This is a genomic window from Deinococcus humi (genome assembly GCF_014201875.1).
Classification (GTDB): Bacteria; Deinococcota; Deinococci; order Deinococcales; family Deinococcaceae; genus Deinococcus; species Deinococcus humi.
In genome coordinates this window covers 144,873-158,973 of sequence record NZ_JACHFL010000004.1, presented here as the reverse complement: position 1 = coordinate 158,973, position 14,101 = coordinate 144,873, and the positions used below count along the sequence as shown (strand labels likewise).

12 protein-coding genes are annotated in these 14,101 nt (G+C 64.6%); 5 read left to right on the top strand and 7 right to left on the bottom strand.

Annotation, left to right across the window (positions count from 1 at the left end; all coding sequences use genetic code 11):
- Positions 1-165 precede the first annotated feature (165 nt).
- On the top strand, positions 166-1,332 hold the full coding sequence (locus tag HNQ08_RS09765) for an anhydro-N-acetylmuramic acid kinase (protein WP_184130791.1): 1,167 nt from the start codon (positions 166-168) through the stop codon (positions 1,330-1,332).
- Between the two features lie 127 nt (positions 1,333-1,459).
- Entirely contained in the window at positions 1,460-2,206 is a 747-nt protein-coding gene (locus tag HNQ08_RS09760) for a DUF1175 family protein (RefSeq protein ID WP_184130788.1), read from the top strand.
- 20 nt (positions 2,207-2,226) lie between these two features.
- Here the strand turns inward: HNQ08_RS09760 and HNQ08_RS09755 are convergent, their stop codons facing one another.
- Complete coding sequence (locus tag HNQ08_RS09755; RefSeq protein WP_184130785.1) at positions 2,227-2,709, bottom strand: RidA family protein; 483 nt, start codon at positions 2,707-2,709, stop codon at positions 2,227-2,229.
- Between the two features lie 93 nt (positions 2,710-2,802).
- A complete protein-coding gene (locus HNQ08_RS09750; protein ID WP_184130782.1) occupies positions 2,803-3,636 on the bottom strand; it encodes a dienelactone hydrolase family protein in 834 nt (277 codons plus the stop codon).
- Positions 3,637-3,867: 231 nt separating this feature from the next.
- Between HNQ08_RS09750 and HNQ08_RS09745 the strand changes: the two genes are divergently transcribed.
- Positions 3,868-4,188, top strand: coding sequence for a hypothetical protein (locus HNQ08_RS09745; protein WP_184130779.1), 321 nt, complete (start codon positions 3,868-3,870; stop codon positions 4,186-4,188).
- A 120-nt stretch (positions 4,189-4,308) separates the two neighbouring features.
- On the top strand, positions 4,309-4,680 hold the full coding sequence (locus HNQ08_RS09740) for an ATP-binding protein (RefSeq protein ID WP_184130776.1): 372 nt from the start codon (positions 4,309-4,311) through the stop codon (positions 4,678-4,680).
- Positions 4,681-4,714: 34 nt separating this feature from the next.
- Here HNQ08_RS09740 and HNQ08_RS09735 read toward each other — a convergent pair whose 3' ends face one another.
- The 5 genes from HNQ08_RS09735 to HNQ08_RS09715 all read right to left on the bottom strand — a co-directional run bounded on the left by HNQ08_RS09735 (position 4,715) and on the right by HNQ08_RS09715 (position 11,651).
- The gene (locus HNQ08_RS09735; RefSeq protein WP_184130773.1) at positions 4,715-6,601 is read right to left on the bottom strand and encodes an amylo-alpha-1,6-glucosidase; all 1,887 of its coding nucleotides are present in this window, start codon (positions 6,599-6,601) and stop codon (positions 4,715-4,717) included.
- A 121-nt stretch (positions 6,602-6,722) separates the two neighbouring features.
- Entirely contained in the window at positions 6,723-8,258 is a 1,536-nt protein-coding gene (locus HNQ08_RS09730) for a carbohydrate ABC transporter permease (RefSeq protein WP_184130770.1), read from the bottom strand.
- 1 nt (position 8,259) lies between these two features.
- A complete protein-coding gene (locus HNQ08_RS09725; RefSeq protein ID WP_184130767.1) occupies positions 8,260-9,354 on the bottom strand; it encodes a carbohydrate ABC transporter permease in 1,095 nt (364 codons plus the stop codon).
- 93 nt (positions 9,355-9,447) lie between these two features.
- Positions 9,448-10,680 carry an extracellular solute-binding protein gene (locus HNQ08_RS09720; protein WP_184130764.1) on the bottom strand — a complete coding sequence of 411 codons (1,233 nt, stop codon included), beginning with the start codon at positions 10,678-10,680 and terminating at the stop codon, positions 9,448-9,450.
- The gene (locus HNQ08_RS09715; protein WP_184130761.1) at positions 10,677-11,651 is read right to left on the bottom strand and encodes a LacI family DNA-binding transcriptional regulator; all 975 of its coding nucleotides are present in this window, start codon (positions 11,649-11,651) and stop codon (positions 10,677-10,679) included. Before HNQ08_RS09715 ends, HNQ08_RS09720 begins: the two co-directional genes overlap by 4 nt.
- A 766-nt stretch (positions 11,652-12,417) precedes the next feature.
- Here HNQ08_RS09715 and HNQ08_RS09710 point away from each other — a divergent pair.
- Positions 12,418-14,094, top strand: a complete 1,677-nt coding sequence (locus HNQ08_RS09710) for an ABC transporter ATP-binding protein (protein WP_184130758.1) — start codon at positions 12,418-12,420, stop codon at positions 14,092-14,094.
- The last annotated feature ends 7 nt before the right edge of the window (positions 14,095-14,101 follow it).

Genomic DNA, 14,101 nt, shown 5'->3' with positions numbered 1-14,101 from the left:
GGGACGGCTGGGGATAGGGTAGACCACCGCGCCGATTTTGGTCACTCTTTGGTATTTAAGTGGTTTATATTGGAAGCATGTTGAAAGTTGGCGTTGGAGAGCGGGCGCGGCGATGCTGAGGCGAGTCTTGGAAGCGCTCTTGATGTGCCCGCTCGGCGGTCAACCATGACCCGCGCCCCGCGCTTGCTGGGCTTGATGAACGGCACCAGCGTGGACGGCATCGACGCCGTCTTGATTGAGCTTTCGGGCTGGCCGGCTGTGGGTGGGGGAGGCCTCGCGCCCGAACTGACTGGCCTTGCCCCACGCGCCACCGTGCTGGAGCACCGTTACACCCCCTTTGCCGATGACCTGCGTGCCGCGTTGCTGGCCGCCACCCGCGATGAGGCCAGGACCAGCGAAATCACCCAGCTGAACTTCTGGCTGGGCGAGGTGCTGGCTGAGGCCGCTGCCGAACTCTCGGCCGACGCTGACCTGATCGCCAGCCACGGGCAGACCGTCCATCATATCCCCGCGCCCGACGGCACGCGCGGCTGGCACACCCGCTCTACCCTTCAGATCGGCGAGGCGTCGGTGATCGTGGAGCGCACTGGAAAACCGGTGGTTTCCGATTTCCGTGCCCCCGACATGGTGGCTGGGGGGCAGGGGGCCCCACTGGTGCCCTTTGCAGACCGGTTGATGTATGCCGAGGCCGGGGTACGCCGTGCCATCCACAACCTGGGGGGCATCAGCAACCTGACCTATCTGCCGGGCCTGAGTGAAGCGGGCGTGATCGCCTTCGACACCGGCCCCGCCAACGCCCTCATTGACGAGGCCGCCGAGCTGTTCGGGGGCCGCTTCGACGAGGGTGGACGAATGGGGGCCAGCGGTCACGTGGCTGAGACCCTTGTGCACACCTGGCGCAGGGACGAGTACCTGGCCGCCCCGCCCCCCAAATCCACCGGGCGTGAGCGCTGGAACCTGCAACGGTTGCCCGGCGTGTTTGAATTAAACGCAGCCGATATCGCCGCCACGGTAACCGCCTTCAGCGCGCAATCTGTGGCGGACGCTTACCAGCGTTTCATCGTGCCGCATGGTCTGGACGAGGTCGTGGTGGCGGGTGGCGGCGCGTACAATCCTACCTTCATGGCCCAGCTCCGAACAGCCCTTGCCCCCATTCCCGTGCTGACTTTCGAGGAACGCGGCTGGAACTCCAGCGCGCGGGAGGCCGCGGCCTTCGCCATTCTGGGCTATTACGCGTTTCAGGGCTGGCGCAATACGCTGCCGCATACGACGGGGGCGCGGCATTCGGTGATTGCCGGAAAGCTGTCGCGTCCGGCGGGGAGCGGGGATTGATTCCGAGCTGGCCGTACACTGGGACTGAATAACGGCGTGATGAAGAGGTTTCCGTGAACGAGACTACTGCCCTGAAGTCGACTCTTCCCCTCACGCACTACGAGGATTTTGAGATAATACTCGGATGATGACGCGGCGCCGCTTCGCTTCCCGGCTGGCTCTGCTGGTCTGTCTCGCGTTGGGCGGCGGTGTGGCCCAGCGCGCCACCCAACCCCCCATCCCCAGTGCCGCAGACCGGGACCGCGACGGCTATCCAGACGCCGCCGAGCTGGTGGGACAGGACCGCGCGAATTTCGCCGACTGGTTCGCCAGTATCGCCGAGAGCCAGTATTACGGCATGAATGCCGACTGGCAGCCCGAGGACCGTGACTGCGGCGGCCTGCTGCGCTACGCCTTTGTCAACGCCCTGATGCCGCACGACGCAGCGTGGTTTGCCAAGTTCAGATTTCTCCCGCGCCCCCGTCTGGGGCCGGTGCAGGCGTTCAGCTATCCGCTGCCCGTCATCAGCCGCTCGGTGTTTCGGGTGGCGGGCGGAACTTACCGGGCGGGCGACATTGAGGCGGGCAAACTGGTGGGGCGAACCACGGTGCAGTACCTCTCGACCCATTCGATGGTGCGGGTGTCGCGCAACATGGCGCGGGCCAAACGCGGTGATCTGCTGATCTTCATCCGGCCCGGCCTACGCTCGTACCACAGCATGGTCTATCTGGGGGACGGCAAGGTGGTGTACCACACCGGGGCCAGCCCGCAGGAAGGCGGCGAGGTGCGGCTGCTGACCGTGCAGAGCCTGCTGCGCTACGCAGAACGCGCCTTCCACCCGGCGGACAGTAATCCCAACTTTCTGGGCGTCTATCGCTGGAAGATCGTGGACTGAGGGGCGTCTGACCCGGCGCCTCAGACCCGGATCAGCACTTCGGCCTCCACCTCCACTGGAATATTCCAGGGCAGTTCGGCCAGACCCACGGCTGAACGGGCGTGCTGGCCGATGACTGGTCCGAAAACGTCCAAGATGGTGGCGGAGAAGCCGTTGATGACCTGCGGCAGTTCCGTGAAGCCGGGCGCGGCATTGACCATGCCGTGAACCCGTACCCAGGCGGTGATCCGGTCCAGATCGCCCAGTTCGCGGCGCAGGCTGCCCAGCATCGACAGGGCCACCAGCCGTGCGGCGTGGTGGGCCTCCACTGGCGAGACCTCGCGGCCTACCTTGCCCAGCGGCCCGGCCAGCGTGCCGTCCTGGGCCTGCGGGCCATGACCGGAAACGATGGCCCGCTCCCCAACCACCCGGACTGTCGTGAATGGCAACATCACTCCGGCGGGCAGCCGGGCTGCTGGCGGCAGGATCACGCCGAGTTCCGCCAGTCGGGCCTCAGCGCCCACGGACACCGCCGGTGGGTGGCAGAGCAACGCTCAGAGGGTCAATCATTCCATCTCCTCGCAGGGTGCCTTCGCGGCGGTGTGTCGGAAGGTGCCTCACTCTGCGAACGCCTGTTCAAAAAACCGGACCAGTTCCAGACGGGCGGCCTCCCTGGCCGCGGGATGGGGCGCCGAAAGTCCCTCGCCACCTCGCCCCCGGTGCAGAAACGGGTCATGGTAAGTATACGGAGCCTCAAACATATTGAAACCATGTTCCGCGCCAGGGTAGACGATGGTGCGCAGGTGAGCTCGGTCTGCCGGTGCCAGGTTGGCGATCAGCTCGTGCCCCGCCTCGCCAGGGTCATCGTAACGGTCCTGCGCGCCCACCAGCACCAGCACCCCAGCCCCGGTCAGGTCACGCAGCTCGTAACCAGGGACGGTGTTGTAAATCCAGCACGCCGGATAGAAGGCCGCGTGCGCCGCGAATTGCTGCCCCGTAGGCAAATACAGATCCCGGGCGTGCCGGGTGGCGCTGAGCAGCGTGACGACACCGCCCCACGAGAAACCCAACAGCCCGATGCGGCGGGGATCCACCCGTGAGTGTGCGGCCAGCACGGCGAAGGCCCCGAAGACATCGGGCAGATTTTCCTGCGCCGCCCTCGGACGGCCATCGGAACCGCCCGCCAGACCGCGCGCGCCCCACATGTCGATCTCCAGCGTAGCGATGCCCGCGCGGTTCAGGTCGAGCGCGTGGGCCTGCCCCCGCGAATCGATGCCGTTGGAGCCGTGCGCGATCACCACAGCTGGCGCTGGTTCGGCGGCACCGGCCGGGATCTGCAGCCGCCCGCCGATCTGCAGCGTCGTTCCGTCCAGCGCCTGAACCGGATAACACAGGTGCTGAATGTGAAGCGCCGGAAAGACCGCGCCATCTGCCAGAGAGGCTGCGGTCACAAAGAGTCCATGTTTACAAGCGGACCAAACCCACATGGAGAACGGAGATGAACCAGTAACAGGGAACGGACGGGAACCATAGGGCATCGTAGGAGCGTGCTCCGACACTGTCAACAGCCCCAGTGGGTCGGTTTGCGGGAGCGGAGGGTAACCGCTCACCAGCCATGGACCGTCATCTGAAGAGCCCCAATCCGTCACGGCAGATTCTTCGGCTTCAAACCATCTTGAAGGATGGTTCATCTGGCCCCGGCGGCCAGCACGTCATTTCTTTTCCTGACTAAATTTCTGCAGACCATGACCGAACAGCTCGCCGTCGCCTGCGCCGAGACGGTGTTCAGCAGTGTCCTCGCATCGTTGCCTGGTGCTCTGGGCGTGGTGAGCAGGACCGTTCTGCTGCTTGGCCCGGAGGGAAATCGGCTCGACGTGGCCGCTAGAAGGGGAGAGGGGCAGGGGCCCAGGCATGGTGACACGGGCACGGCGCCGATCGACGCGCCTCGCCTGCTGGAATGCCCTGACGCGCCTGGAAGCGCTGTATTTCAGCAGTATTGCTGAACTAACGCAGCGTATCCTCAGTTCGCGGCGGAGCTGACCGCGCCTTGGCCTGCGCCGTGTTGCCGATGGTGCTGTACGAGCGGGGTATCGGTGTTCCGGGCGTAGAGTTCCAGGAGCCACATGTTTTTGCGCCGGAACATATGCGTTTCCGGCGGACCCTGGCGGCGCGGTGGCGCACTGCGCCAAACCGCCACACTCATCGGCGTGAGCGCCGCTCAGGACGGGGCATTCGTCTGCTTCTCAGCATCGGACAACGGCATCGGTCTGTCGATCACCCGTAAGATTGCCCAGCGGCACGGCGGAGAGGTCTGGCTGGAGAGCATCCCTGGCGAGGGAACCACCTTCCTCGTGACCCTCCATGGCCGACTGAGGCAAGGTGAGCCTGCCACCACAGCGTCAGGCCCAGCTTGCCGGGTGAAGTCGCTGCTCTCGCTTGCCCTACACCTTCCCGGACACGCAGCAAAACCAATTGCTATGGCAGCTGAGATCTGAGGAGGCCGCGAGGCCCCTGAACGGGTGAGCGCTCCTAAACCAGCGTCCTGTCGGACTGGGGCACCGGCAATTCCAGCAAGTGCGCGAGCGCCAGCACCGCCGCTGCGTCCCAGCCCTGTGGGTGGCAGGCCGCGGGATACGGGATGGGCGGGGTTCCGTCCTGGCGGGGGAAGCCTGCGAACAGCTCGCTCAGGCGGGCGTCGGGCGCAGCGCGGGCAGCGTCGAACAGGGCGCGGGCCACCTGCGCCGCCTCCGCATTCAGGCCGTAACGGTGCATGCCCAGCGCGGCGGCAGCAGTGTCGTGCGGCCACACGCTGCCGTTGTGGTAGCTCACCGGGTTGTAACGGATTTCCCGCATGCCCAGCGTACGGATTCCCCAGCCGCTCCACAGCTCCTCGCCCAGCGCGGTTTTTGCTACCTGCGCCGCGAATTCGGGCGGAATGATGCCCGTCCAGAGCGCATGCGCCGGGTTGCTGACCAGCACGCGTAGCGGCTGTTTGTCACCGTTCAGGCCGTGAACGTAATACCCACGCTCGGGCCACCAGAAGGCTGCCTGAAAACGTTCGCGCAGCGTCTGAGCAAGGGTCTCCCATTCGGACGCCAGCGCGTCCTCGCCCAGCAGACGGTACATGCGGGCCGCCGCACCGTACGCGGCGTAAGCGTAGCCCTGAACCTCGATCACTGCGACGTGCCCACTGACGTCCACATCCTGCGCCGTGAAGGTGCTGTCGCCGCTGTCCTTCCAGACCGCGTTGGTGATGCCGCCGGGTTCGGTATCGGGCGTGTACTCGATCAATCCGTCCTGATCGGGGTCGCCGTCGGTCAGGCACCAGTTCAGCGCCGCCTCCCAGTTGGGGCGCAGCTCGGCGGCCAGATCGGGGTGTGCGGCACTGAGCTCGCCCACCAGCCACACGAACAGCGGCGTGGCGTCGGCGGTGGCGTAGTACGGACGGTGAGGGGTGCGGCCCGTGCGGGTCAGCTCACCCACGCGCAGCTCGTGCAGGATCTTGCCGGGTTGCTCGAGCGTGACGGGGTCGTACCGTGTGCCCTGGTGCGCGGCCAGAAAGCGGGCCACCGTCAGCGCCAGAGCGGGCAGGTGCTCCTTGACCATCAGGGCGATGATCATGCTGTCGCGGCCAAAAGGGGCCACGAACCACGGCAGGCCCGCCGCCGGGAACGCCCCCTGTGCCGTCTGGAACGACAGGCTGCGGAGGTCTTTGATGCTCTGGGTCAACACGCGGGTGTCGCGCGGATCGGACAGTTGCAGGTCACGCCCGATTCCGGCCTGAAGCGCGGCGTATTCGTCGGCCAGCGCGGCTGGATCGCCGGGCACCGTGGTCTCGTCCGAGAGCAGCGGATAGACGCTGACCACGATCTCGGTCTCGGTCTCCGTCAGGGTCCAGCTCAGGTGTTCGCCGTCCCACTGCGCGGCGGGCGAGGTCTGCACCACGGCACGGTGCTCGAGGCCGTCTTTCGCGGTGTACGCGAAGGTGACGCCGTCTGCGGTGGCCTCCGTGCGGATCTCGCGGTCATCAGCGGTGACCGGCCAGCCGCGCACCTCAAACATATCCAGGAAATCGGCGGCCAGGGCGAGCGTCAGCGTATGCGCCTCAGCCCCGGCGTAACGCGTGACGCGCAGGGTGTCGCGCAGCTCGGTTGCCATCATCTGTAGATCGCGGCTCAGGCCCACGCGCATGGTGTAGCCCACATCGGCGTTCGCGCTCTGGGTCTGCAACCAGAATGGAAAGCGCTCGTGCTGCATCAGTGTCTGCGGGATCTGGCCGTCCAGTCGCCATTCGTAGCGGCACAGAAAACGGGTGTCGCGGCGGTACAGCCCGCTCTCGCCCTGGGCGACGGCGTAATGCGCGTCTCCGACGAGATACAGGTCATTTTCCTTGAGGACGGTGCGGGTGCTCAGCATGACAGCTCCTTGCTTCCTTGCTCGGGGAAGTGAATCAAGCCGCAAAAACCATGCTTGACGTTGGTGAATGGAATGTCGGCGGGGTAACGGTTTGACAGCGGGACTGCTCCCAAGCGGAGTCTTACCCCTTGACCGCGCTGTCTGCCCCCGTATCCACGAAGTAACGCTGGAAGACGACGAAGATGATGATGACCGGAATCGCGCTGAGGACCGCGCCCGCCAGGATCAGACCGTAGTCGCCCTGGCCGCCGTAGAGCTGGCGGAAGTTGACCAGGCCCACGGTGAGCAGGTAGTCCGTGTTCTGGCGCAGGATCACCAGCGGCCAGAAGAAGTCGTTCCAGGCGCCCTGAAACTGGGTAATCGCCAGCGCAATCAGGGCGGGCCCCGCCTGCGGCAGCATCACCCGGAAGAAGGTGACCAGCGGCCCGGCACCGTCGATGGCAGCGGATTCCTCGAGTTCCTTGGGCATGCCCTCAAAGAACTGCTTCATCAGAAAGACACCGCCTGCCGCCACCAGGCCGTTGAACCACAGGCCCCAGATGTTCAGCAGTCCCAGGTCCTGCAGCAGGACATAATTGCTGACCAGGTTGACCTGATCGGGCACCATCTGCACGAACAGCACCCCACCAACGAAGATCAGGTTCTTGCCGGGAAAGTCCATGCGGGCCAGGGCGTACCCGGCCAGCGAGCAGAAGACGATGGCGGCGCTGACCCGCAGGAAGGCATAGAAAAAGGTGTTCAGCACCCAGGAGAAGAACAGGCTACGCCCGGTCTGGGGGTTGGTGGTCTCGGTAAAGGCGCGGCGGTAGTTGTTGAAGGTGTAACCCAGCACGCCGGGCGTGATGTTGCGGTAGGCAAAAGACCGCCCGAAGTTCTGTCTGTCGCTGGGCGGCAGGGTGCTGGAGACAATGCTCTGGCCGCGCTGGACATCCACCTGGAGAGGGGTCCGCTCAAAGACAGGGCCGCGCAAGTAATACTGGTCATTTGCCCTGACCAGTTCCACCGCTTGCGTGGCATTCAGCGAATACTGCTTGTCCTGCGCTGCGGGAGTGTCCAGCGTGATTGGCACCGTCTGACCGCTGGGCAGTTTGGCGTTCAGATTGGCGTCGGGCGTCGCCAGTGTGGCCTCGATCACCTGGCCCTGCTGCGAGGTCAGGGCAGGGTAGTCGACAGTAATCCGGTAGCTGCGAACCTCGCCCAACTGGCCGGTTTGCACCGTTTTCACTGTGGCGTAATCGGTGGCCTGAGCTTGCCGGGCAATTGCCACCAGGCTGGTGGGCTGGTAGGGGAACAGCGCGACCGTGGGCGGGACCTGCGGGGCGTCGGCGGGTGAGCGGACGCTGACGTCGAAGGTAACGGTGTGGCCCGGTGTCAGGCCACCGTTCCAGCCGCTGCCTGCCCCCTGCACGCCCAGGCTATATGCCTTGGAAATCGACTGGGGGGTCAGTTGGGGAATGACCAGGCGGGGCGGGTACTCGTTGGGGTTGTCCTTCATGCTGCTCAGCAATCCCATCAGAAACGGCCCCAGAAAGAAAATGCTCATGACCAGCATGAAGACATACAGCCAGCCCGCGCGTGCCCAGCGGCGGCGGGCCAGCCACCGGTCCAGATCAGCGGCGTCGCGGTGGGTCTCGGAAAGGGTGGGGGTGGTGGTCATCTCAGATCGCCTCGGAACTGATGAAGCGGCGTTGCAGGAACACCATCAACAGAATGATGGCGGCCAGCACGATGGCGGCGGCGGCGGCCATGTTGACCGGCGCTGCCCCGGCTTTAAAGGTGTTGGTGTACACGTAATACGCCAGGGTGATCAGCGTGTCCCGCGGCGCGGCGCTGCCGATCACGGCCACCTGATCGAACATCTTCATGGTGCCGATCAGCCCCACGGTAATCACGTAAAAGCTCACGGGTCGTAGCATCGGTACAGTCACATTCAGCAGTTTCTGGGCGGGCGTTGCGCCGTCGATGTCAGCGGCTTCATACAGCGCGCCGGGAATGTTCTGCAAACCTGCCAGGAAGAACAGCATCAGGGTGGGAATGGTGGTGAAGGTGTTCTGGATGATGATCACCAGCATCGGGATGCTCAGAATCTGCACGCCGCCGATGCTGATCCAGCGGTCCGAGAAGTACTGAAAATCGTAGGGAGCCACGTCCCGCGCCGACAGCACGCCCGTCCAGCTCAAGGCGGCGGTCACCGCCACGGCAATCAGCAGGCTGACCGCCGCCAGCGCGGGATCGAACCATCCGGCGGGCAGGCGGCGCGAGCGCTCCCACAGCACCTGCGCCACCTGCGCGGCGATCAGCACGCCCAGCAAGGTCAGCGTGTAGGGCAAGAAGGTCTGCCACTGGGTGATCGCGTAATTGGCGACGCCCCGACGCTGGAACAGCCACAGGAAGATCAAGGTGATCACCACGCTGGACGTGATGCTGGGCATGTACCACGCCGCGCGGAAAAAGGCCATGCCCCGGATCTTGTTGTTCAGCGCCACGGCCATCAATAACGCGCCGACAGTCTGCAGCGTGGTGGTGATGACCGCAAAGACCAGGCTGTTGGCCAGGGCCCGCCGGAACGAGGGATCAGACAGCACGTCGACATAGGGCTTGACGCCGATCAGTGTGGGATCGTTGAACAGGTTGAAATCGGTGAACGAGTAGTAGATGGCCCGCGCAAAGGCGTAAAAGAAGAAGATCCCGATGGTGATCAGAAATGGTGCGAGAAACAGATAGGCGGCAGGGGTCTGTCCCTTCTTGAGCATGGCGGCCCTCCGGTGGAAACACACTGGGGCCAGCAGGTGAGTGGGGAGCGGTGACCACTCCCCAACTCACCCACTTTCTGGCCCCTGGTCAGCTCAGCGGTTCTGGAACGTGTTCATTTCCTGCTGCGCCTGCTTCAGCGCGTCGGCGCTGGACTTCTGCCCGCTCAGGACGGCGGCCAGGGCCGTGTTGATGGGCTTGGTCCAGTCCGAACCCTGGGTGCCGAAGTAGTAGGGCCGCACCGTACCCGACGAGGCGCCCTGGAAGACGGCCTTGCTGTTCTGCGCACCGGGAGTGGTCTTCTTGAAAAAGGCGTTGTTTTGCAGCGACGAGCGGCTGGGAATCGCCAGACCCTGCTCCAGCACGTACTGCTGCACGTTCGGGCTGGTCAGGATGTTCAGCACCTTGGCGGCGGCCGCCTTGTTCTTGGTGTTGGCATTGATGGCCCAGCCCACGGTGAATACGAAGTTGCCGCGCTTGCCTGTCTTGTCGTTCTTGGGAATCAGGGCCGTGCCGTACTTCAGGTTGGGGGCATTGTCCTTCAGGAAGCCCACGATCCAGTTGCCCTCGATGGCCACCGCTACCTTGCCCGAGGCTAGGCAGCCGCCCGACCAGTCCTGCGACAGTTCGGAGGGCTGCACAGCTACCTTGTTCTTGGTCAGGCCGGTGAAGTAGTTGAAGGCTGAGACGAAGGCCGGATCGAGCAGGTTGGTCTTGCCCTTGGCGTCAAAGGGCTGCCATCCCGCCGCGAAGGCGAATTCGCCCATGCGGGCGTAGTCCGGTGCCAGACACGCGCCGTAATAGTCATTCCCCAGCGCCTTCTTGACGGCCGCCAGCTTGTTCTGGAAGCTGGTCCAGGTGTCATTGTCGTTGGGATAGGCCACCTTGGCTTCGTCGAAGATGTCCTTGTTGTACACCAGGGTTAGGGTGTTGAAGTCCTTGGCGACAGCGTACGTCTTGCCATTACGGGTGAAGGCATCGTTCAGGCTCTTGATAAACGGCGTGGTGTTTACGACGCCTTTCAGTGGCAGCAGCCTGCCGGTAGCGACGTAGCCGTCGAAGGTTTCACCGGGCACGTAGAACACGTCGCCTGCGTTCCCTGCCGCCAGCAGAGTGGTGAGCTGCTGGTTGTAATCGCCCTGAAGCGGCTGGTAAACCACCGAAATGTTGTCCTTCGCCAGCGCAGGCTTGACGAAGCGGTTGATCAGGTCACCTACGATGGCCGGGTCCTGCCCACCGTAGCCGTTGATCTTGATGGTGGTCTGGGCATGCGCCGAACCAGCAGCGGCAACGAGGACAGCGAGGCTGACAAACAATGTTTTTTTCATGACTTCCCTCCAGGGAAAGGCGCAACGGTTGCGCCACGAATGAGTTCGACTTCAATAAATTCACCGCGTGGTGGCAGGCCCGCAATGGCTTCCTGCACCAGCGTGAGCGCGGTAGACGCGATGCGGGGGATGTCCTGGGCCACAGTGGTCAGCCGCACATTGATAGGCAGTTCGGGCAGGCCGTCGAAACCCACCACGCTGACCTGCCCCGGCACGTCCAGGCCCAGGTCCTGCAGGGCCGCGACCGCGCCGGCAGCGCTCTCGTCGCTCTGGGCGAACAACCCGGTGAACCGCACTCCTGATTCCCAGGCCTGGCGCAGCGCGCGGTAGCCGCCCAGCACCGTAAAATCGCTGCTGATCGTGGTGATCTGCGCCCCGGCCTCCTGAGCCGCCGCCACCGCTCCGCGCTCACGGTCCTGCGCCACCTGGCTTGACCCCGCCCCCAGAAAGGCGAGCTGGCGGTGTCCGGCGTCAGTAAGTTGTCGGGTCGCTGTTTCCGCGCCGCCCACGTCGTCCGGAGCCACCCAGAAGAAGTCCGGCTGGTGACCGATCAACACGGCAGGTACGCCCGCATCCCGCAGGAAACTCAGGCGCGGATCGCCATCCATGGCGTGCATGACCAACACCGCGCTGGGCAATCTGGTCAGGCGTGACAGGTCTGCGCGCAGATCCACGAGTTGCACGCCCTGCGGCGCGGTATGGGCCTCCAGCGCGCGGCGAAACAGCACGCTGTAGGGGTGGAGCACCGGATCGTCCCGGTCAAACGAAATGCCCAGCGTCTGCCCGGTACGCCAGCTCAGGTGCCGTGCAGCAGGATCGGGAACATAGCCAAGGCGGGCGATCACGTCCTGCACCCGGTCACGGGTCCGTGACGCCACCGTGCTGTGGCCGTTCAGCACCCGGCTAACGGTGCCGGTGCTGACGCCGGATTCGCGGGCGATGTCGTCGATGGTGGGCCGGGGGGATTTCATGCGTTCAGCTTGTCTCCTTTTCCTCACCGCACGGGTGACGGACCACAGGACAGAGATGATGAGGCGTTGTAACCGCTTACAAAAACGGCGTGCGGAAAACCATGGAAACAAGATAACGAGCAGACGGATCTAGCCGGAGGAGTCTCCAGTCTGCACAATGTTCTGTAAGCGGTTACAGCGGTATTGTTGTGCCAGACATGTCCGTTTGTCAAGGGGGCAGGATTCTCTATGTAAGCTTGGTGCGCTGACTAGACCCATAGGCACAGGGTATGGTGAAGCCCCCACCCTTCACCTGTTCTGCCTACCTCTGCTGGTAGATGTCTCAGTGTCCCCAAGCGCGCTTCTTGCCTTCGACAGCTTCTGCGGATAGATTCTGGGTCCACCGCGATAAGCGCCGAGCAGGGCAGAGGAGTGCACAGAAGTTGCAAGTGTGTTAGCGGGCTCTGCAACCGCTACGTTGACCTGGATGCTCTAGCTCAGGTGCCATCACACTGTGTCAGCTCGAGCATGACCGGCAGCGGAAGCTATTTATAAGGTGTCTGCCATCAGTGGCATTTTCTGCGGCCCACTCCCGAGGCACAGTCTGTGTGCCGGCTCCCACGGGTAAGGTGGCCTTTAACGCGTATGCTTTCCCCGCGTGGTCAGACGCTGTAGAGCCCCCGCTGACCCGTAGAGGTGCCCTATCGTTACCCCGCCGCCTTCCCCCTCCACGATCCGCCGTCTCTACGCCCTGCTGTGTCCGTACCGCGTCACCATCGGCCTGGGCATGCTGCTGCTTGTCGGCAGCGTCGCGGCCGAGCTGTACCCGCCCCTGGTGTGGGGCCGGGTGGTGGATATCGGTCTGGTGCGGCGCGACTGGACATTTGTCGGGTGGCAACTGGCATTGCTGGTGGGAGTGTACGCCCTGCAGCAACTGCTCTCGGCATTTCAGGGGCTGCTGCTGGAACGCACCGGGCAGCAACTCACCCTGGACCTGCGCCTGAAGCTGTACGAGAAACTGGCGGGCCAGTCAGCGGCGTACTTTGAGGGCCAGCGCACCGGCGATCTGCTTTCCCGCGTGACGGCAGATGTAGACGGGATTCAGGACGTGCTGCTGCGCGGCATCAACACAGTGCTGGGCAACGCGCTGCGCCTGACTGGCGTTATCGCCATCTTTATCGCGCTGCAACCCCTGCTGGGCGCGGTGGTGGTTCTGCCGATGATCGCCGTGGCGCTGATGCTGACCCGTTACAACCAGACGGTGCGTCCGGCGTACCGTGCAGCCCGCAATCGCCTGGGAGATCTCTCCGCGACGGTGGCAGACCGGCTTTCCGGCATTAGGGTGGTGCAGGGTTTCGCCCGGGAGGAGGCCGAGGCACGCAAGGTTGGCGCCGTTGGACGGGAACTGTACGACGAGGGCATGAAGGCGGTGGTCATTCGCAACCGCGCCTTTCCACTGGTGCGCTTTATCGCCAACTTCGGCAACATCCTGATGCTGGGCGGCGGGGTGCTCCTGATTGCGCGCGGTCAATTCACGCTGGGCGGTCTGCTGGCGTACCGGGGCTACGGGCGCTATTTTTACGGCCCGATTGACGATCTGGTCGGGCTCAACGATCTGCTTCAGCGTGCCGAGGCCAGTGGGCGGCGCATCTTCGAGGTGCTGGACGCCCCGGTGACCGTGTTGGAACGCCCGGACGCCCGGCCCCTGCCACAGCCGGTGCGGGGTGAGATTGTCTTCCAGGACGTCACCTTCGGCTATAACCCTGACCTGCCGGTGCTGCGCGGTCTGAATCTTCGGGTGGCCGCCGGGGAGCGGGTGGCTCTGCTGGGTGAATCGGGAGCGGGCAAGAGCACCCTGATCGGGCTTTTAACACGCGTCTACGACCCGCAAGCGGGCGGCGTCACTCTGGACGGCCACGACGTGCGCGACCTGACCCTGCCCTCGCTGCGCCGCGCCGCCGCCGTGATGCCGCAGGATACGTTCCTGTTCTACGATACTGTGCTGGACAACGTGCGCTATGCCCGCCCCGACGCTACGCCGGACGAGGTGGCGCTGGCTCTGGACCGCGCCGGGGCAACCCCCTTCGTCACCGCGTTGCCCCAGGGGTTGGATACGCTGGTGGGCGAGCGTGGTGTCAAGCTCTCGGGCGGGCAGCGCCAGCGTCTGGCCATCGCCCGCGTGCTGCTGGCCAATCCCGCCGTCCTGCTGCTCGACGAGCCGACCAGCGCCGTGGACGCCGAGTCCGAGACGCTGATCGTGCGCGCGCTAGAGGAAGCGATGCAGGGTCGCAGCGCCCTGATCGTGACGCACCGCCTGTCGCTGGCCCGCAGCGCCGACCGGGTGGTGGTCCTGGAGGATGGAGTCATCGTGGAGGACGGCCCACCCACCGTCCTGCGCGCCAGGAACGGACGTTACGCAGCCCTGGAACGCGCTCAGACGCCAGGTCAGACCGATCGGGTCTAACGCCCCA